18 protein-coding genes are annotated in these 18,431 nt (G+C 61.5%); 8 read left to right on the top strand and 10 right to left on the bottom strand.

Annotation, left to right across the window (positions count from 1 at the left end; genetic code table 11):
• The first annotated feature begins 45 nt into the window (after positions 1-45).
• Complete coding sequence (locus PQR27_RS17225; RefSeq protein WP_408524773.1) at positions 46-1,155, top strand: ABC transporter ATP-binding protein; 1,110 nt, start codon at positions 46-48, stop codon at positions 1,153-1,155.
• A gap of 41 nt (positions 1,156-1,196) precedes the next feature.
• Here the strand turns inward: PQR27_RS17225 and PQR27_RS17220 are convergent, their stop codons facing one another.
• From PQR27_RS17220 to dalD, 3 genes are all read right to left on the bottom strand, one after another.
• Positions 1,197-2,144: a sugar-binding transcriptional regulator gene (locus PQR27_RS17220; protein ID WP_408524772.1), complete on the bottom strand. Its 948-nt coding sequence runs from the start codon at positions 2,142-2,144 to the stop codon at positions 1,197-1,199.
• Positions 2,145-2,226: 82 nt separating this feature from the next.
• Positions 2,227-3,708, bottom strand: coding sequence for a xylulokinase (xylB, locus tag PQR27_RS17215; protein ID WP_408524771.1), 1,482 nt, complete (start codon positions 3,706-3,708; stop codon positions 2,227-2,229).
• 137 nt (positions 3,709-3,845) lie between these two features.
• Positions 3,846-5,258, bottom strand: coding sequence for a D-arabinitol 4-dehydrogenase (gene dalD / locus PQR27_RS17210; protein WP_408524770.1), 1,413 nt, complete (start codon positions 5,256-5,258; stop codon positions 3,846-3,848).
• 439 nt (positions 5,259-5,697) lie between these two features.
• On the opposite strand from dalD, the gene PQR27_RS17205 reads away from it, so the two are divergent.
• The 5 genes from PQR27_RS17205 (at position 5,698) to PQR27_RS17185 (ending at position 9,880) form a co-directional block, all read left to right on the top strand.
• Positions 5,698-6,792: an alcohol dehydrogenase catalytic domain-containing protein gene (locus PQR27_RS17205; protein ID WP_408524769.1), complete on the top strand. Its 1,095-nt coding sequence runs from the start codon at positions 5,698-5,700 to the stop codon at positions 6,790-6,792.
• A gap of 37 nt (positions 6,793-6,829) precedes the next feature.
• Positions 6,830-8,374, top strand: coding sequence for an FGGY-family carbohydrate kinase (locus tag PQR27_RS17200; RefSeq protein WP_408524768.1), 1,545 nt, complete (start codon positions 6,830-6,832; stop codon positions 8,372-8,374).
• Positions 8,371-9,108, top strand: a complete 738-nt coding sequence (locus PQR27_RS17195) for an SDR family oxidoreductase (RefSeq protein ID WP_408524767.1) — start codon at positions 8,371-8,373, stop codon at positions 9,106-9,108. Before PQR27_RS17200 ends, PQR27_RS17195 begins: the two co-directional genes overlap by 4 nt.
• Positions 9,109-9,260: 152 nt before the next feature.
• The gene (locus PQR27_RS17190) at positions 9,261-9,638 is read left to right on the top strand and encodes a DUF6984 family protein (protein WP_408524766.1); all 378 of its coding nucleotides are present in this window, start codon (positions 9,261-9,263) and stop codon (positions 9,636-9,638) included.
• Between the two features lie 71 nt (positions 9,639-9,709).
• Positions 9,710-9,880, top strand: coding sequence for a hypothetical protein (locus PQR27_RS17185; protein ID WP_408524765.1), 171 nt, complete (start codon positions 9,710-9,712; stop codon positions 9,878-9,880).
• Positions 9,881-9,957: 77 nt separating this feature from the next.
• Here PQR27_RS17185 and PQR27_RS17180 read toward each other — a convergent pair whose 3' ends face one another.
• The 4 genes from PQR27_RS17180 to kynB form a co-directional block, all read right to left on the bottom strand.
• Positions 9,958-10,437 (bottom strand): hypothetical protein, encoded by a 480-nt coding sequence (locus PQR27_RS17180; RefSeq protein ID WP_408524764.1) that lies wholly within the window; start codon positions 10,435-10,437, stop codon positions 9,958-9,960.
• Positions 10,438-10,831: 394 nt separating this feature from the next.
• On the bottom strand, positions 10,832-11,782 hold the full coding sequence (kynA, locus tag PQR27_RS17175; RefSeq protein ID WP_408524763.1) for a tryptophan 2,3-dioxygenase: 951 nt from the start codon (positions 11,780-11,782) through the stop codon (positions 10,832-10,834).
• 10 nt (positions 11,783-11,792) lie between these two features.
• Positions 11,793-13,043, bottom strand: coding sequence for a kynureninase (gene kynU / locus PQR27_RS17170; protein ID WP_408524762.1), 1,251 nt, complete (start codon positions 13,041-13,043; stop codon positions 11,793-11,795).
• Positions 13,044-13,071: 28 nt separating this feature from the next.
• Positions 13,072-13,710: an arylformamidase gene (gene kynB / locus PQR27_RS17165; RefSeq protein ID WP_408524761.1), complete on the bottom strand. Its 639-nt coding sequence runs from the start codon at positions 13,708-13,710 to the stop codon at positions 13,072-13,074.
• A gap of 130 nt (positions 13,711-13,840) precedes the next feature.
• Here kynB and PQR27_RS17160 point away from each other — a divergent pair, with 130 nt between their 5' ends.
• A complete protein-coding gene (locus PQR27_RS17160; protein ID WP_408524760.1) occupies positions 13,841-14,350 on the top strand; it encodes an Lrp/AsnC family transcriptional regulator in 510 nt (169 codons plus the stop codon).
• Between the two features lie 49 nt (positions 14,351-14,399).
• Here the strand turns inward: PQR27_RS17160 and PQR27_RS17155 are convergent, their stop codons facing one another.
• Positions 14,400-14,909: a flavin reductase family protein gene (locus PQR27_RS17155; RefSeq protein ID WP_408524759.1), complete on the bottom strand. Its 510-nt coding sequence runs from the start codon at positions 14,907-14,909 to the stop codon at positions 14,400-14,402.
• A 256-nt stretch (positions 14,910-15,165) separates the two neighbouring features.
• Here PQR27_RS17155 and msrA point away from each other — a divergent pair, with 256 nt between their 5' ends.
• Positions 15,166-15,714, top strand: coding sequence for a peptide-methionine (S)-S-oxide reductase MsrA (msrA, locus tag PQR27_RS17150; protein WP_408524758.1), 549 nt, complete (start codon positions 15,166-15,168; stop codon positions 15,712-15,714).
• On the opposite strand, the gene PQR27_RS17145 is transcribed toward msrA, so the two are convergent.
• A complete protein-coding gene (locus PQR27_RS17145; RefSeq protein WP_408524757.1) occupies positions 15,701-17,020 on the bottom strand; it encodes a DUF72 domain-containing protein in 1,320 nt (439 codons plus the stop codon). The genes msrA and PQR27_RS17145 overlap by 14 nt on opposite strands.
• 71 nt (positions 17,021-17,091) lie before the next feature.
• Positions 17,092-18,306: a class I SAM-dependent methyltransferase gene (locus tag PQR27_RS17140; RefSeq protein WP_408524756.1), complete on the bottom strand. Its 1,215-nt coding sequence runs from the start codon at positions 18,304-18,306 to the stop codon at positions 17,092-17,094.
• Between the last annotated feature and the right edge of the window lie 125 nt (positions 18,307-18,431).

Raw genomic sequence — 18,431 nt, 5'->3', positions numbered from 1 at the left:
ATTTATGCAGCTGACGCAGTTCTCAGCAAGATACGGAGACACATCATGGCAAGCGTAACTCTGCGCAACATCAGAAAAGCTTACGACGACAACGAAGTGATGCGAGACATCAATCTCGACATCCTGGATGGCGAGTTCGTCGTGTTCGTCGGCCCGAGCGGCTGTGGTAAATCGACGCTGATGCGAATGATCGCCGGCCTCGAAGACATCAGCGGCGGCGATCTGACGATCGACGGCGCGCGCGTGAACGACGTGCCGCCCGCCAAGCGCGGCATCGCGATGGTGTTCCAGTCGTACGCGCTGTACCCGCACATGACGCTGTACGACAACATGGCGTTCGGCCTGAAACTCGCGGGCACCAAGAAGCCCGAGATCGATGCCGCCGTGCGTAACGCGGCGAAGATTCTGCATATCGACCACCTGCTCGATCGCAAGCCGAAGCAGTTGTCCGGCGGTCAGCGTCAGCGGGTGGCGATCGGCCGCGCGATCACGCGCAAGCCGAAAGTGTTCCTGTTCGACGAACCGTTGTCGAACCTCGACGCCGCGTTGCGCGTGAAGATGCGCCTCGAATTCGCGCGTCTGCACGACGAACTGAAAACCACCATGATCTACGTCACGCACGACCAGGTCGAGGCGATGACGCTGGCCGACAAGATCGTCGTGCTGTCAGCGGGCAATGTGGAGCAGGTCGGCAGCCCGACCATGCTCTATCACGCGCCGGCCAACCGGTTTGTGGCCGGCTTCATCGGCTCGCCGAAGATGAACTTCATGGAAGGCACGGTGCAGACGGTGACCCACGACGGCGTCACGGTGCGTTACGAATCGGGCGAAACGCAGCGCGTCGCAGTGGAACCCGGTGCGGTGAAGGCGGGCGACAAGGTGACGGTGGGGATTCGCCCCGAGCATCTGCATGTGGGCATGACCGACGACGGTGTGTCGGCCCGCACGATGGCGATCGAGTCGCTCGGCGATGCAGCGTATCTGTATGCGGAATCCAGCGTGGCGCCGGACGGCCTGATCGCCCGGATTCCGCCGCTCGAACGGCATGCGAAAGGCGAGACGCAAAAGCTCGGCGCGACCCCTGAACACTGTCATCTGTTCGACAGCGAAGGCAAGGCATTCCAGCGCAAGATCGTGGAAGTGCTGGCCGCGTGATGTGATGATCGGGAAGCGGCGGGCGCGCCGCTTTCTTTTTTTTACGCTTCGAGTGCGGCTCGCGCGCACAGCTCGTCGGTCACGAGGCCTGAAAGCCAGCCGCCTTTGAGCACCGCAATCACCGCTTCGTGCTTGCGCGCACCGCCGGCAAAGCCAATGGTCGGCCGCCTGGGCGGCGAGTCGAGCGCGATGCTGGTGACACGGCGTCCTGTCGGCGATTCGACATGCGCGCCGGCCGTGTCGATCGGCAGGCCGAGCATCTCGGCCACCGCGCCGTTCTGCATCAATTCCTTCACTTCACCCGACGTAATGAAGCCGTCCTCGTGCAGTGGACACTTCGGCCCGATATTGCCGATGCCGACAAACGCGACGTCCGCTTGCGCCGACAACGATTCGACGATCCGGTACAGCCGGTGATTGCACCACTGCGCGCGCTCGGCCTCGCTATCGGCGAGCAAGGGCGCGGGCAGCAGGAAATGCTTGCCACCGGTCTTCTCGGAGATATGCAGCGCGACGTCGTAGCGGTTCGAGGAGCCGTCCGAAGCGATCGCCCCGACCATCGATACCAGCCGGTGCTGCGGACGCTCCAGCTGCGCGATCTGATCGACCGCGGCCTTCAGCGTACGGCCGCTGCTCACCGCGACCACCATCGGCTTTTCTTCGGTGAGATAGCGCTCCATCACCTGCGCGCCGGCCACCGCCAGCTTGCGGTCGACTTCTTCGGCCGTGTCGCTGTCGATCGGCACGACTTCGCACATGGCTAGGCCGTAGCGTTTGGACAACTGATCGGCGAGCGCGAGGCAGTCGGCCAGTTGATGATCGACGCGCACCCGAATCAGGTTCTTCTCGACTGCAAAGGCCACCAGCCGTTGCGCGACCGGACGCGACACCTGCAGCTTTTCGGCGATCTCGTTCTGGGTGTTGCCGGCGACGTAGTAAAGCCACGCGGCGCGGGTGGCGAGGTCTAGTTTTTCTGTGGACTTGGGCACGGTGACGGTTCGCGAAAAGTGCGCCGATGATAGCGGCCGGTCCTCACGCGTCTCGCGGTGCGGACCGGCTGCGGATGGTCGGTCAGGCGAGCGGCTGACGCGCCGGGTCGAACAGTGGCCGCACGTGGCGGTACAGCGCGCGATAGGCTTCGAGCCGCACACGCAGTTCGGCGTGCCGCTTGGGGTTCGGCGTGAAGGCTTTCTCAACCGGTGCCTTGGTCAGCACGGTGGCGGGATCGCCGCCGGCCGCGAGCCAGCCCAGCCGCGCCGCACCCAACGCAGCGCCGGTTTCGCCGCCGCCGTGCTTGCAGGTGGTGGTGTCGAGCGCGTCGGCCAGTAGTTGGCCCCAGTAATCGCTGCGGGCGCCGCCGCCGAGCAGGGACAGTGCCTTGGCTTCGGTGCCGGCCGCACGCAATGCGTCGAGGCCGTCGGTCAGCGCCAGTGTCACGCCTTCGAGCACCGCATAGCCGAGCAACGCGCGGTCGGTTGCGTGATTCATGCCGAAGAACACGCCTTGCGCGTACGGGTCGTTGTGCGGCGTGCGTTCGCCGGACAGATAGGGCAAAAACAGCGGCGCGGTAGTCAATGCGTCGGGCGCGAGCGCTTCGACTTCAGCGAGCAGCGTCGGCTCGTTGGTCGAGGTGAGCTTGCAGACCCAGCGCAGGCAACTCGCCGCCGATAACACCACGCTCATCTGATGCCAGCGATTGGGAATGGCGTGGCAGAACGCGTGTACCGCGGACGCCGGATTCGGCCGGAAGCTGTCGCCGATCACGCACAGCACGCCGGACGTGCCGAGCGAGACGAAGCCGTCGCCCGGCTGCACCGCACCGACGCCGATCGCGCTCGTCGCGTTGTCGCCGCCGCCGGCCGCGACGATCACGCCGTCGCTCAAACCGAATTCGCGCGCCACCGCGGGCAGCAGCGTGCCGGACGGCTCGCTGCCTTCGCACAGACTCGGCATTTGCGCGCGCGTCATATTGCAGGCGGCTAGCAGCGAATCCGACCAGTCGCGTTTGGCGACGTCGAGCCACAGCGTGCCCGCCGCATCCGACGGATCGGACACCTTGCCGCCCGTCAGTTGCAGACGCAAGTAATCCTTGGGCAGCAGCACGCAGGCGGTCCGCGCGAAGATGTCGGGTTCATGGCGCGCCACCCATAGCAGTTTGGGCGCGGTGAAACCGGGCATGGCCAGATTGCCTGCGATGGTATGCAACTCCGGCGCGCGCTCAGTCAACTCGGCGCATTCCTTGTCGCTGCGCATGTCGTTCCACAGAATCGCGGGCCGCAGCACGCGGTCCTGTGCATCCAGCAGCACGGCGCCGTGCATCTGGCCCGAGAGGCCGATGCCGCGGACCTGCGCGAATTCGTCGGGATGGCTCGCGCGCAGCGCGGCCAAGGCGATGCGCGTGCCCGCCCACCAGTCTTCGGGATTCTGTTCGGCCCAGCGCTGATGCGGACGCGAAACGGTAAACGGTGAGCCCGCGGTGCCGATCACGCGTCCATCGGAGGCGAGCAGCAGGACTTTCACTTCGGACGTGCCGAGGTCGATGCCGAGATACATGGGCGCGAAACCTTCGTCGGTAGGGATGCGCTACTTTAGCCGCACACGGCGCGCAGTGCCATGCGCATTAAGCCTGGCAACTGTGTGAACCGATGCGGCACGAGATGGCGCGAGGTGCTGTGACATATCGCGCCGATTCAGGCCGCGCCGCGTTTGGCGAGCCACACGTCGACGCGCGCCAACGCGCCGCTCAATGCCGACTCCAGTTCCGGCGTCTGCGCCATGCTGCCCCACAGCAGCCGGTCGGCGCTGAAAGCCTGCAACGGATCCGGCGCCGTGAAGAAGGCGCGGGCGACGCGCTCGTCCATCACGCCGTCCTGATACGCGTACGGCAGCTTGCCGGCCTGCCAGCGGTCGAGGAAACGGAAGAACAGCGCCGGCAGCATGGCCGTCGCCGCCGGTGTGACGCCGCGCTCGAAACATTCAGCCAGGGTCGGCGCGATAAAACCGGGCAGCTTCGAGAAGCCGTCCGCGGCGACGCGCTGATTCGTGTCCTGGATATATGGATTGCCGAAGCGCTCGAGCACGACGTCGCGATAGCGTTCGAGATCGAGCGGACTCGGCGTGAGGCAAGGGATCACGTCTTCGGTCACGTAATCGAAGGCGAATTTGTTGATGTCCGGATCGAGCGTGCCTTCGTGGATGTAGTTCAGCCCGACCAGCGTCCCCGCCCACGCGATGCAACTATGCGTCGCGTTGAGAATGCGGATTTTCGCTTCCTCGTACGGCATCACCGAATCGACCAGTTCCGCGCCGACCTTTTCCCAGGCCGGACGTCCGGCGATAAAGCGATCTTCGATCACCCACTGGATAAACGATTCGCCCATCACCGGGCAGGCATCGTCGACGCCGGTGGCGGCCTTGACGCGCTCGCTCACATCCGGCGTGGGGCGCGGCGTGATGCGGTCGACCATCGAGCTCGGGCAGGCGGTGTTGTCGTCGAACCATTGCGCCAGATCGTTCGTGCCGCGCCGCTCCAGAAACTCGCTCATCCCCGCGTGAAAGCGCTCGCCGTTGCTGCGCAGGTTGTCGCAGGTTTGCAGTGTGACGGGGCCGGCGCCGCGTTTCATGCGGGCGTCGAGGATCGCCGCGAGCGCGCCGTAGATAGTGGTATGGCCGCCTTGCAGATCGGCGGCGAGATCGGCGTTGGCCGTGTCGAGTTTGTCCTGCTCGTCGAGGTAATAGCCGCCTTCCGTGACCGTGAACGCGATGATCTTGCAGGCCGGATCGGCGCCGGCTTCGATCAGCGCATCGAGGCTTTCGGACCACGGCACCACGCGCTCGATCGAGCGGATCGTCTCGTAGGCGCGTTCGCCCTGCGGCGTCACGGTCTCGAGCGTGTAGACGCCGTTTTGCGCGGCGAGCGCGTCGAGCACCGCGTTCATGTCGCTGCGAATATTGCCCACCGCCAGCGACCAGTGCGGCTCGCCGGCCACGCGTGCTTCGTTCAACCGATGGAGATACCACGCCTGATGGGCGCGATGAAACGATCCCGCGCCGATGTGCAGGATCACGTGTGCGGCGCCGCCGCTGCCTTGCGCGCTGTTCATGTGCGTCTCCTGAATGTCTTTGCTCGCACGGCGTAGCGCGTGCGTTTCTTCTTGAGGTGGAGCATTTGCTCTGCTTGTGAGCGAATGATCGTACCCGGCGAAACGAAAGTCAAGGCGACGCGCACGGCTTTTCGTGGCGCAGCGCGGCGTGGTGGGGCTTTGCGCGCGACATGCCGTGAGGCGATGCGTTATGGGAGGCGTCTCGCGGCGTGTGTTGCGCCGCGTCAAATTTGATCCGGAGCGCGCGGGACTAACCCGAGCGCAAAAAAGTATCGGCCCACGGTTTCATTTTTAGTGGTGGACTGCCCGCTTGAGGACTACGGTTCGCTATACAAGACGAACGTCATCAAGGGCGGACTTATTCTGCTGGCGATTCATATCTGCCGCGACCGTGGAAAGTGACGCGTCTTCCCACTCCCTTTTCCTGCGGGACCATGCAATGACTCAATCCACTCAGTCCGATCAGCGCAACATGACCGCCGTCGTCTGTCACGCGCCGAAAGACTATCGCGTCGAGCAGGTGAGCAAACCTCGCGCACATGCACATGAACTGGTGATCCGCATCGCCGCCTGTGGCATCTGCGCGAGCGACTGCAAATGCTATTCAGGCGCCAAGATGTTTTGGGGTGGCCCGAGCCCGTGGGTCAAAGCGCCCGTGATTCCGGGCCACGAGTTTTTCGGCTTCGTCGAGGAAATCGGCGAGGGTGCCGCCGACCACTTCGGCGTGAAGATCGGCGATCGCGTCATTGCCGAGCAGATCGTGCCGTGCGGCAAATGCCGTTATTGCAAATCCGGCCAGTACTGGATGTGCGAGGTGCACAACATCTTTGGCTTCCAGCGCGAAGTCGCGGACGGCGGCATGGCCGAATACATGCGCATTCCGCCGACCGCGATCGTCCACAAGATTCCCGACGGCATTTCGCTCGAAGACGCCGCCATCATCGAGCCGCTTGCGTGCGCAATTCACACGGTCAATCGCGGCGACCTGCAACTCGATGACGTGGTGGTGATCGCGGGCGCGGGACCGCTTGGTTTGATGATGACGCAAGTGGCGCATCTGAAAACGCCGAAGAAGCTGGTCGTCATCGATCTGGTGGAAGAGCGGCTTGCACTCGCGCGTGAGTACGGCGCCGACGTGACGATCCATCCGAAGCAGGAAGATGCGCTGGCGATCGTCCATTCGCTGACCGAGGGTTACGGTTGCGATGTTTACATCGAAACTACCGGCTCGCCGACTGGTGTCAATCAGGGCATGGCCCTGATTCGCAAGCTTGGGCGCTTCGTCGAGTTCTCGGTATTCGGCGCGGATACGACCCTGGACTGGTCCGTCATTGGCGATCGAAAGGAGCTCGATGTACGCGGCGCGCACCTCGGACCCTACTGCTATCCTATTGCGATCGATCTGCTGGCACGCGGACTCGTCACGTCGAAGGGCATTGTGACGCACGGCTTTTCCCTGGAGGAATGGGACGAGGCAATCAAGCTGGCGAACTCATTCGATTCGATCAAGGTGTTGATGAAGCCGCGTGCCTGAGCGTGCAGATTGTGAGCGGGACATAAACGGAGACTGTATGGACTACGTTGTCGGCGTCGATATCGGCACGCAGAGTACGAAGGCGCTGCTGGTCGATCAGCATGGTGCGATCGTCGCCCAGCATGCGTCGAGCTATCAGCCGGACACACCCAAGCCGCTCTGGGCCGAGCAATGGCCCGCGGTATGGTTCAAGGCGGTGGTGGAGTGCATTGCTGCCTGCGTGGGCAAAGCGAAAGACGCGGGCGTCGCGGCGAAGTCGATCAAGGCAGTGTGCGTGAGCAGTTTGTATGGCGGCTCGGGGATCCCCGTCGATAGCGAGATGCGGCCGCTCTATCCGTGTCTGATCTGGATGGACCGGCGCGCGACCGATCAGGTTGAGTGGGTGCGTGAAAACATCGACCTCGAGCGGCTCTATGCAATCACGGGTAATGGCGTGGATAGCTACTACGGTTACACGAAGATGTTGTGGCTGCGTGACCATGAGCCGGATGTCTGGGCGCATACGCGTTACTTCCTGCCACCGAATGCTTATGTGATTTATATGCTGACCGGTGAGGTCGCCGTCGATCATAGTGCGGCGGGCAATATTGGCGGCATCTACGATATTGCCAAACGCGATTGGTCGGACGAAGCACTCGACATGCTTGGCATTCCTGCGACGATGATGCCGGAGCGGCTGGTGGAGTCGTCCGATGTGGTGGGTGGGTTGTTGTCGCAGTGGACCGGGCAGCTTGGACTGGAAGTGGGCACGGCGATTGTCGCGGGCGGCGTGGATGCTGCGGTGGCGACTTTTGCGGCTGGCGTCACGCGCGCAGGGCAGCATGTCGCGATGATTGGCACCAGCATGTGTTGGGGGTACATCAATCAGAGTGTCGACGCGAGGAATGGGTTGATCAGCATGCCGCATGTGTTCAACGGTCAGCGCGATATCTATGTGTTTGGCGGCGCGATTACGGCCGGTGCTTCGGTTACGTGGTATCGCGAGCAGTTTTGTCATGCGGAGACGGAAGCAGCTCGCGCTACGCCGCATGGTGATCCCCATCGGTTGCTGGAAGAGAGTGCTTCTCTGATTCCGGCGGGCTCTGACGGGGTGATGTTTTTACCGTATTTGATGGGCGAACGCAGTCCTGTGTGGGATGCGAAGGCGAGTGGCGCGTTTGTTGGCCTGAGCCTGTTTCACACTCGGGCGCATTTGTATCGTGCGGTGTTGGAGGGCGTGTCGTTTGCGTTGAAACACAATATCGAAGCAGGACGAAAGGGCGCGCAATCGTTGGACGACAAATTGATCGTGGTGGGTGGCGCGGCGCATTCGGATCTATGGATGCAGATCATCGCGGACATCACCGGTTATCCGGTTTATACGATCGAGCAGGACGTGGAGGCGGCGATGGGCGCGGCGTTGCTGGCGGGCGTTGGCGTCGGTCTGGTATCGCGTGAAGAGGCACAGCGCGGATGGATCACGCTGATCGAGCGCGCTCAACCGGATGCTCAGCGTATGGCGTTGTATGAGCAGCGGTTCGGCGTATATACGGATTTGTATCCGGCGTTGAAGCCGGTCATGCATCGGTTGCAATCATCATGAATGCTACTTTCGATTTCTCTGGACGCTCGATTCTGGTGACGGGTGCGTCGAGTGGGATTGGGCGCGCGACAGTCGAGTTGCTGTGCGCTTCTGGCGCGAGTGTCGTGGCTGCCGCGCGGAATGTGAATGAGCTCGCGCGGTTAGCAGAGGAAACGGGATGCGATCCGTTGGTGCTCGATGTGAGCGATGAAACCGGGATTGACGAGGCGTTGGGTTCGCTTGATGCGTTTGATGGGCTCGTGAATTGTGCGGGGATTGCTTTGCTCGAACGTGCTGTGGATACCACAGGTGCTAGTTTTGATCGCGTGATGGGGGTGAATGCGCGTGGGGCAGTGCTGGTTGCCAAGCATGTGGCCCGCGGGATGATTGATGCGAGGCGTGCTGGCAGTATCGTGAATGTTTCTAGCCAGGCTGGGTTGGTGGCGCTGGATGATCATTTGAGTTATTCGGCGTCGAAGGCGGCGCTCGATGCTGTTACGCGTGCGTTATGTATCGAGCTTGGGCCGTTTGGGATTCGGGTGAATAGCGTTAATCCTACGGTTACGTTGACACCGATGGCGGTGCAGGCGTGGAGTGATCCGGTTAAGCGGGATCCCGCTCTTAAGGCTATTCCGTTGCAACGATTCGCTGAACCCGCGGAAGTGGCGTTGCCAATTTGTTTCTTGCTTAGCGATGCGGCTTCTATGATTAGTGGAGTGGCTTTGCCTGTTGATGGGGGCTATACGGCTAGGTGATTTTTTGCTTTTGGCGGCGGCATTGTTTTGGTCTGCCTGCGGCGTTTGGTGTTTCTGGTTTTAGTGGTTTATTAGTGTTGCCCCTGTGCGGAGAGCGTACATGCTGCCAAGCGGCGAGATCAATGTTGGAACAATTTTTGTGATTAAGTGACATGACACGTGAACTAACCGACTGCGAAAAATCTTTTATCCGTGACGTTGCGGCGCGACTCGATCCTGCCGACGGAACAAGGCTTTTAGATGACCTCGCGAACGCTCGCGCCGAGTTGACGCTGGATGACGGTCCGTTGATCCTATTTCATATACGTGGTCACGAGCGTCCCAAAGAGCGCGGCCAGCATACGTACCCGTATGAGGGCACCCTGAAAGATGCCGATGGTGCAGTGGTCGACGTTCTTCTGTTTGCTGATCCTTCAGATCGCCTGTTCCAGTTGGAATACCTGGGTTGGGGGGATGGTCCCTTGCAGGAGCCAGATTGGACGGCGTTGACGATTGTGCACATCAGCAAAAGGGGGCGGACGGAGCATTAATCCGGTTTCACCTCAGCGGATATGAGCGCGCACAATATGTCGGCCAGCGACTGTACCCGGTCGAGGGGGCAATGGAAGATGCGGACGGTTCTCAGATGCAACTGCTTTTGTTCGCCGATCCTGCGGACCGGTTGTACGAACTCGAATATCTGCGTTGGGAAGATGGCCTCTTGCAGAAGCCAAACTGGTTGACACTGAAATTTGTGCCTGACGCCATTCCTACCGAGGGCAACACAGCGTAGCGCGAAGCAGCAGGCGAAAAAGGCGCGAGGCAATCGCGCCTTTTTCAATGCAGCGGCCTGTCGGTCGCTAGCTCACTTTAGTGCTGCACCGAAGGCTGCTGCGCATCAGTTCGCATACGCGCGGCCGTCTTTACGCGCTCCCGCTTACGCGTCACAGCTTTATCCCGCACAGCTTCGGTTTCGGCCTCCCCTGCATCTCGTCCCATCTGCGCAACATCCGCCAGCAGTCGCGCCGCAACCTTAGCCGTAATCCGACTATGCGGCACGCCCTTCGCATCGAGCGCGATCACCTGGTACAGTTCGCGGTCGCATTCGGCTTCCTGCTGATACTGTTCGACGGTAAGGACCAGGTGTTTCAAAAGATTGCGCTCACGCCGTCTTTCATCGACGGTCATAGCTGGAAACCGGGTGATGCTGGCCGCGAGGTCAACGAGCGTTCCGAGCTGGCGGATTTGCCGTTCGCAGGATCCGAATGCCGACAGTGCAAGCTTTTCGTACTGAAGCGCATCAACAGGCGGGCGTGATGCAGTTTGAGTTTTTCTACTGGTTTTGCTCATGGTGCGATTTCCGGTTAGTCCCTGAATCGCCCGACACTCGCTAACAGATAGGGGTGAGCGGGCACGTAGCGAGTTTGAGAGACCGGGCAACAAAACAAAACCGGCGGGCCTTGCGGCCCACTCACGACGGCCCGCCCATAGAAAAAGGCGTGCGTGATTGAGCACTACCCGCTTTCGTAGGTAGTGCGTTTCGTTGCTTCGGGCTCTCACTTCCGGCCGTTTTGTCTAACGGCACACAGAAATCTAACCCAACCGTTTTTTAGGACGATCAACCACACAGGCTAAACGCGCGAATTATAACTAATCTTTAAATTCGATCCGCTGCGTCCACAGGTCGCTACGCAGCGTGCGCACGCAGTCCATGCCACTCGCATCGGCACTAGAAATAAACCGCTTAAAGCATCGTTCTCACATGCCACAGCTCAGGAAACAAAACCACATCCAACATCTTGCGCAGATACGTTGCACCACTAGTTCCACCTGTGCCTTGTTTAAACCCAATAATCCTCTCAACCGTAGTCACATGCCGAAACCGCCACTGGCGAAAAGCATCCTCGAGATCAACAAGCTCTTCAGCCATTTCATACAACTCCCAATGTTGCGAAGGATTCCGATACACCTCAAGCCAGGCAGCCTCAACCGAAGCATCATGCGTAGTAGGCTGCGTCCAGTCCCTCTCCAACCTGGAAGGTGAAATCGCAAACCCACGCCGTGACAACAGCCGAACGACTTCATCATAAAAAGAAGGCGCTTCCAGCGAGGCCTTCACCTCAGCGAACACATCCTCCCGATGCACATGCGGCTTGAGCATCTGCTCATTCTTATTGCCCAACAAAAACTCAATCTGCCGATACTGATAAGACTGAAACCCAGACGAGCTGCCAAGATAAGGCCGCATCGCCGTGTACTCGGACGGCGTCATCGTCGCGAGAACGCTCCATGCCTGCACGAGCTGCTCCATGATCCGCGACACACGCGCCAGCATCTTGAACGCCGGCGGCAACTCATCGCGATGCACGGCATCGAGCGCCGCCCGCAACTCATACAGCGCGAGTTTCATCCACAACTCGCTCGTCTGATGCTGGATGATGAACAACATCTCGTTGTGATCCGGCGACAGCGGATGCTGCGCATCGAGCACCGTCCCCAACGACAAATAATCGCCGTAACTCATCGACTCCGAAAAATCGAGTTGCGCATCGTGCCAGCCCTCGCCCGAAGCGGCGATAGCACTAGCACTAGCAGTAGCCACACCAGCACCAGCACCACCACTCCCATGCCCAAACGGACACCCCTGCGCCGGTTTTTCTTCCGGCAGCCCCGGCGTTTGCATATGATCGGTCATCGCGCGCTCCTCAGGTCACAGCGCCGCGTTCGGCAAATTCAGGTGCCTGCCAGGTCTCTTGCGTCAGCACCTCGCGCAGCGTCTCCACGGCATCCCACACATCGACAAAGCGCGTATACAGCGGCGTAAAACCAAACCGCAACACATGCGGCTCGCGATAATCGCCAATCACACCACGCGCGATCAACGCCTGCATCACCTCGTACCCATGCGGATGCTCGAAGCTCGCATGCGAACCGCGCTGCGCATGCTCACGCGGCGTCACGAGCTTCAAAGGAAACTCGCTGCAACGCGCTTCAACCAGTTCGATGAACAGATCCGTCAGCGCCAGCGACTTCTTGCGGACCGCCTGCATATCCGTTTGCAGAAACACATCGAGCCCACATTCGACCAGCGACATCGACACCATCGGCTGCGTGCCGCACAGGAAGCGGCCGATGCCGTCATCCGGCTGATACATGGGATCCATCTTGAACGGCGCACGATGTCCCCACCACCCGGACAGCGGTTGCGCAAAATCATTCTGGTGCCGCTTCGGCACCCACACGAACGCAGGCGAACCCGGACCGCCATTCAGATACTTGTAGGTGCAGCCCACCGCGTAATCCGCACCGACGTCATTCAGATCCACCGGCACCGCGCCCGCCGAGTGCGCAAGATCCCACAGCGCGAGGGCGCCCTTGTCGTGGATCAGCTTCGTCAGCGCGGCCATGTCGTGCATATAGCCGGTGCGGTAGTTCACATGCGTGATCATCGCGATCGCTGTGTCGTCGCCAATCGCTTCCGGCAACTCGGACGGGTCGTCGACCAGGCGCAATTCATAGCCGCGGTCGAGTTGCTCGATCAGGCCTTGCGCGATGTACAGATCGGTCGGGAAATTCGAGCGCTCGGAAACGATCACGCGACGCTTCGGGTCGCGCGCGTTCGCCACCCGCACGGCGGCCGAGAGCAGCTTGAACAGGTTGATCGAAATCGTATCGGTGACCACGACTTCGTTTTCCGCCGCACCGATCAGCGGCGCGAGTTTGTTGCCGAGGCGGCGCGGCAGTTCGAACCAGCCTGCCGTGTTCCAGCTGCGGATCAGGCCTTCGCCCCATTCGGCGCCGATCACGGTCTGCGCGCGTTGCGCGGCGGCGGCCGGCGGTACGCCGAGCGAGTTGCCGTCCAGATAGATGGTGGTCGACGACAGCGCGAACTGGTCGCGCAGGCTGCCGAGCGGGTCGGCGCTATCGAGCGCCAGTGCTTCGTCACGGTGGTTCATGGTGGTCCAGTCAGAGAAGGCAGGCAATTCAGTGCGATTCGGGCAGGGCGCGCAACACGGCGCGCACGGGGCTTGCATCGAGCGTGGTGAGCTTCAGTGGCAAGGCAATCAGTTCGTAATCGCCGGGCGCGACGGCATCCAGCACGATGCCTTCGAGAATCGCCATGCGATGCGCACGTATCCGATGATGTGCGTCCATCGTCTTCGATTCCTGTGGATCGAGCGATGGTGTGTCGATGCCGATCAGCTTCACGCCGTGTGCGGCCAGCAAGTCGATGGTGTCCGGCGCGACCGCGCAGAAAGCGCTATCCCAGGCAGCGGTCGGCGCGTTTTTGTAAGTGCGTAGTAAGACGCGCGGCGGCAACGCGTCGAGCGCGCCGGCCAGGTGTTGCGGCGTCACAACAGGCGATGCGCCGATGCAGTGAATCACACGGCAGCGGCCCAGGTAGGCGTCGAGCGGCACCTCGCCGATCGCCGCGCCTTCGGCGTCATAGTGAAGCGGAGCGTCGGTATGGGCGCCGGTATGGGGCGACAGCGTCAGCCGCGCGACGTTGACGGGCGAGCCTGCCTCCATGCGCCACGCGCGTTCAATGCCGACCGGCGTATCACCCGGCCAGACAGGCGTGGCGCTATTGACGGCGGGGGTGATGTCCCAGAGTGTGTCCATGTCTCCTGCGGCAGTTTATGTCTATCAGGGAATGATAGATGGCTTGCCGAGAAATGTGATTGCGAAAAAATCTCCTTCCTCGCCTTGTCTTGGAACATAATTTGAGTCAAATGGGAAAGGGAGACCGAATATGAATGCGATCTCGCTCGACGCCACCGATTGCCGTATCTTGACGGTGCTTCAGCAAGAAGGACGCATCAGCAATCTCGACCTCGCGGAGCGTATTTCGCTCTCGCCATCGGCCTGTCTGCGACGCCTGCGTCTGCTGGAGGAGCAGGGCGTCATCGAACACTACCGCGCGTGTCTGAATCGCGAAGTGCTGGGGTTTGAACTGGAAGCGTTCGTGCAGGTGTCGATGCGCAACGACCAGGAAAACTGGCACGAGCGTTTTGCGGAGGCGGTGCGGGATTGGCCGGAGGTGGTCGGCGCATTCGTCGTGACCGGCGAAACGCATTATCTGTTGCGGGTGCTCGCCCACAATCTCAAACACTATTCGGATTTCGTGCTGCAACGCCTGTATAAGGCGCCGGGCGTGATGGACATCCGTTCGAATATCGTGCTGCAGACGCTCAAGGAAGATTCGGGCGTGCCGGTGGCGCTGGTCAGGAAAACCGGCGGCCACAGCGCCCCGCATACCTGAACTGAAGCCCGCGCCGCAGCGGTTGCAAAAGCCGTGGCGGCGTCGTCATTCAGACCGGTTTGAGCCCGTGAAACTGGCCGTTCTGGAATACGAGCGGCGCCATCTCCGCGGCATTCTCGTGGACGCCGCAGCGCTCCACTTCGCCGACAAAAATCACGTGGTCGCCTTCCTCGTGACGGCTGCGGTTGTGGCATTCGAACCATGCCAGCGCACCGTCGAGCACCGGCATGCCGGTGTCGCCTTCCGCATGCGACACGCCTTCGAAACGGTCGCCCTTGACCGTGGCGAAGCGTTTGCACAGTTCGAGTTGCGACGCGGCCAGCACGTTGATCACATAGTGACTGTTCGCCCGGAACACCGGCATCGACGCCGAACGCGTCGCGAGGCTCCACAGCACGAGGGGCGGATTCAGCGAAACCGAATTGAACGAGCTGGCGGTGATGCCGATCAGCTGGCCGGAGGCCGCGCGCGTGGTGATCACGGTGACGCCGGTGGCGAACTGGCCGAGCGCCTGTTTGAAGGCACTCTGGTCAAAATTGGGCGGGCTGGCGCGCTTCATCGGACAAAAGCCCTCGGCGCAAGCCGGCTCAATCCCGGAATGAACCCATCGCGCGCGTGGCCGGAAACAAATGATTCGAAAGTCATAGTGAAAATCGTCGATTTGTCCCAATTTTAACTGCAATCGCGGTGGACTGGCCGCGACCCCCGCCGGTCAGCGGAAAAACCGCTAAGCTTGAAGTCTCGATCGTGGCATGCGCGTTGCGGTCAGGCGGGTACCGGCATCGGCCGACTATCAGGATCAAGGAGCAAGCAGCATGAGTCAGACAGGCGAAGTCGCCACCCTGGGTGGCGGATGTTTCTGGTGCCTCGAAGCGGTGTATCTGGGTGTCGAAGGCGTGAACTCGGTGGAGTCGGGCTACGCGGGCGGCCAGACCCAGCGGCCGACCTATGAACAGGTGTGCGACGGTGAGACCGGTCATGCGGAAGTTGTCAACGTCGACTTCGATCCGGCAAAAATCAGCTATCGCGAGATTCTCGATATTTTCTTCGCGATCCACGATCCGACCCAGTTGAATCGCCAGGGCAACGACGTCGGCACGCAATACCGGTCGGTGATTTTCACGAACTCCGAGGCGCAGCGTGAAACGGCGTTGCAGGCGAGCCGTGAGATCGGCGAACAGAAAATCTACGACGGCCAGATCGTTACCCAGGTGCTGCCGCTCGACGGCAATTACTGGCCGGCCGAGGCGTATCACCAGAATTATTTTGCGCAGCACCCGAATCAGGGGTACTGCTCATTCGTGGTGGCGCCGAAGGTTGCGAAGTTCCGGCAGAAGTTCGCGCACCGGATCAGGGCGAGCTGAGCGGCGGCTCGGGCGCTTCCTCATGCTCATGAGCCTGGCGCGCGTACGCTTCGATGATCGCGCGCGCCAGCTCCATGCAGCTCAATGGCGCCGAGCCCTCCGCCTTGTTGTTGATCGCGATGACCACCGGCTGGCCGGCCAGCGCATAGCGCGCGGCCAGCTCGGCGAGCGCGGCGCGGGTGCCCGGGTCCTGATCGACCAGTTGGTTGAACGGTTCGTACTTGGCCTTCGCCTGTTCGTACTTGAAGCCGCCGTGCAGACTCCAGCGCACGATCAGCGGTCCGGCCGGCTCGCCATCCAGTAGCGCGAGCGCTGCCGCCTGGCGCAGCGGATCCGGCATCCGCGCATGAATCCCCACGCAATACCGCACACCCGCCGCTTTCAGCGTACGGATGAAACGTGGCGTCAGCAGACTGCCGTCGCGGATTTCGATCGCGTAGCAGGTGCCGTCGGGCAGCTTCGGCAACGCCGTGAGGAATTCAGCCAGTTGCTCGATGAATACCGCTGGTTGCGCGAGCAGCTGGTCGGGCAGCGGCGAAAGCTGGAACACCAGCGCGCCGGCCTTGGCGCCGAGGCCTTCGAGGCACGGCGTCACGAACTCGTCGATTGCCATTTGCGCGTTCAGAAAGCACGGGTTCAGCGAGACGGGTTCGCCGCGTTCGGCGCGCACGGTCGCGTCGGTGATCGTCATCGGCGCTTTGACGATGAAGCGGAAGTGCTCCGGCACCTGCTGCGCGTAGCGCAGGTACTCGGTGACGGTGAGCGCCTGGTAAAACGAGCGGTCGATGCTGACGGTCTTTAGCAGCGGATGCGCGCCGTAAGCCGTGAGGCCTTCGCGCGACAGTTTGCTGTTGCTGTATTCATCGCCGTAGACAATGCCGTTCCAGCCCGGAAACGACCAGGTCGAGGTGCCGAGGTACACCTGCGGGGGCAGGTCGGCGGCAAGCACGAGGATTTCGGGCGTGGGAGGAGCAGCGAGAACGTCGCGCGTGCGGCGCTTCTTCGACGTATCCGCGGGAGGGGGCGTTGAACCGGAGTCGGAGTCGGTGTCGATGCCGGCGAGGGGCGCCGCCGGCGCGTCTTCTTCCTGCCACAGGCTGGTCGTGCCCTGCTTCGCACGCATCTGCCGCCGCCGCTCGGGCTGCGGGGTGACGTTGGCCGCTGCCGGTGCGCTTGCGGCAGTCGCTATCGCTGCCGGCGTCCGCTCCACCGGCATCCCGAACAGATCGCACTGCGGCGCCTCGGCTTGCGCATCCTGTTCGCCGCTCGCCGGCTGTTCAACTTCGCTTGTCCCGCTCTGGTCCATCGATGTTCGACCTGCTGTCTGAAGTTACGCCGCGTCGGTCCGCTCAGGTACGGCGCCGCGGCGCAACCGTGTCACAGCGGTTTGTCGTACATATAGCGGCGCGACCACGGCAAGGTTTTCGCGCTGCGGCCGGCTTTGCGGCACACCACCTGGTAGATCGAGATATCGTCGGTTTCGAACGCATACGCGCAACCGGCGAGGTATACACGCCAGATGCGGAATTTTTCGTCGTCGACGAGCGCGCGGGCTTCCTCTGCATGCGCTTCGAAATTTTCTGCCCAGAGATTCAGCGTGTGCGCATAGTGACGGCGCAGGCTTTCGACGTCAACCGCTTCGAGTCCGCCGCGCTGCATCGATTCGAGCGCGAGGCCGATGTGCGGCAGTTCGCCGTCCGGGAAGACATAGCGGTCGATGAATTCGCCGCCGCCGAGTGCGGTTTCGCCGCTGTCCGAGTCGCTCGACGTGATGCCGTGATTCATCGCGATGCCGTCATCCACCAGCAGATCGCGGATCTTCTCGAAGTAGCCCGGCAGATTCTTGCGGCCCACGTGTTCGAACATGCCGACACTGGTGATGCGGTCGAACTGCCCTTCGACGTCGCGATAATCCTGCAGACGAATCTCGATCTGGTTTTCGAGGCCCGCGGCTTTCACGCGTGCGGTGGCAAGATCGAACTGGTTCTGCGACAGCGTCACGCCCACGCACTTCGCGCCAAACTTGCTGGCCGCGCGCAGCACGAGCGCGCCCCAACCGCAGCCGATATCGAGCAGACTCTGCCCGGGCTGCAACTGGATCTTGGTCAGGATGTGGTCGATCTTCTTGATCTGCGCGGTGGCGAGGTCCTCGTCGCCGTTTTCGAAGTACGCGCATGAGTACACCATATTCTCGTCGAGCCACAGCTTGTAGAACTCGTTCGAGACGTCGTAGTGATACTGGATCGCCTTCTTATCCGACAACTTCGAGTGATTGAAGTAGCGCCGGACACGCGCCAGCTTGCTAGCGCTGGTCACGGTGTTGCGCGCAAGCTGATAGCTGACGTTGATGATGTCAGAGAGCTTGCCTTCAATATCGATCTTGCCCTTCACGTACGCCTCGCCGAGATTGTCGAGGCTCGGTTCGAGCAGGTAGGGCAGCGCCGTAGCGCTCTTGACATGTAGCGTGACCTGAGGCGCGGCAAACTGCCCGAAGTCGTGCTGCTGGCCATCCCACAGCACAAGACGTGCTGGCACGTTAGCCCGGTTTTTTACATCTTCCACCCACTGCGCCAGCTTCTTCTCCCAGAACATGTGATTTCTCCGTGTCCGTTGAATTAAAGCAAAGCTTGTGTGGATCGCCGCTCACCGTGGCGCAACTCCTATGCCGCGAGGTGGCGCAATCCGCGTCTTCGGGCACACGGCTTCGTTGGCGGCGT

The sequence above is a fragment of the Paraburkholderia fungorum genome, from assembly GCF_046027215.1.
GTDB classification, from domain to species: domain Bacteria; phylum Pseudomonadota; class Gammaproteobacteria; order Burkholderiales; family Burkholderiaceae; genus Paraburkholderia; species Paraburkholderia fungorum_D.
The sequence above is the reverse complement of the archived record's forward strand: the minus strand, read 5'-3'. Positions and strand labels throughout refer to the sequence as shown.

What these genes read in the sequence shown, in the direction of transcription:
- PQR27_RS17225 (WP_408524773.1), top strand. Translation starts at nt 46, where the DNA reads ATGGCAAGCGTAACTCTGCGCAACATCAGAAAAGCTTACGACGACAAC.
- xylB (WP_408524771.1), bottom strand. Translation starts at nt 3,708, where the DNA reads ATGTATCTCGGCATCGACCTCGGCACGTCCGAAGTGAAAGTCCTGCTG.
- dalD (WP_408524770.1), bottom strand. Translation starts at nt 5,258, where the DNA reads ATGAACAGCGCGCAAGGCAGCGGCGGCGCCGCACACGTGATCCTGCAC.
- PQR27_RS17205 (WP_408524769.1), top strand. Translation starts at nt 5,698, where the DNA reads ATGACTCAATCCACTCAGTCCGATCAGCGCAACATGACCGCCGTCGTC.
- PQR27_RS17200 (WP_408524768.1), top strand. Translation starts at nt 6,830, where the DNA reads ATGGACTACGTTGTCGGCGTCGATATCGGCACGCAGAGTACGAAGGCG.
- PQR27_RS17195 (WP_408524767.1), top strand. Translation starts at nt 8,371, where the DNA reads ATGAATGCTACTTTCGATTTCTCTGGACGCTCGATTCTGGTGACGGGT.
- PQR27_RS17190 (WP_408524766.1), top strand. Translation starts at nt 9,261, where the DNA reads ATGACACGTGAACTAACCGACTGCGAAAAATCTTTTATCCGTGACGTT.
- PQR27_RS17185 (WP_408524765.1), top strand. Translation starts at nt 9,710, where the DNA reads ATGGAAGATGCGGACGGTTCTCAGATGCAACTGCTTTTGTTCGCCGAT.
- PQR27_RS17180 (WP_408524764.1), bottom strand. Translation starts at nt 10,437, where the DNA reads ATGAGCAAAACCAGTAGAAAAACTCAAACTGCATCACGCCCGCCTGTT.
- kynA (WP_408524763.1), bottom strand. Translation starts at nt 11,782, where the DNA reads ATGACCGATCATATGCAAACGCCGGGGCTGCCGGAAGAAAAACCGGCG.
- kynU (WP_408524762.1), bottom strand. Translation starts at nt 13,043, where the DNA reads ATGAACCACCGTGACGAAGCACTGGCGCTCGATAGCGCCGACCCGCTC.
- kynB (WP_408524761.1), bottom strand. Translation starts at nt 13,710, where the DNA reads ATGGACACACTCTGGGACATCACCCCCGCCGTCAATAGCGCCACGCCT.
- PQR27_RS17160 (WP_408524760.1), top strand. Translation starts at nt 13,841, where the DNA reads ATGAATGCGATCTCGCTCGACGCCACCGATTGCCGTATCTTGACGGTG.
- PQR27_RS17155 (WP_408524759.1), bottom strand. Translation starts at nt 14,909, where the DNA reads ATGAAGCGCGCCAGCCCGCCCAATTTTGACCAGAGTGCCTTCAAACAG.
- msrA (WP_408524758.1), top strand. Translation starts at nt 15,166, where the DNA reads ATGAGTCAGACAGGCGAAGTCGCCACCCTGGGTGGCGGATGTTTCTGG.
- PQR27_RS17145 (WP_408524757.1), bottom strand. Translation starts at nt 17,020, where the DNA reads ATGGACCAGAGCGGGACAAGCGAAGTTGAACAGCCGGCGAGCGGCGAA.
- PQR27_RS17140 (WP_408524756.1), bottom strand. Translation starts at nt 18,306, where the DNA reads ATGTTCTGGGAGAAGAAGCTGGCGCAGTGGGTGGAAGATGTAAAAAAC.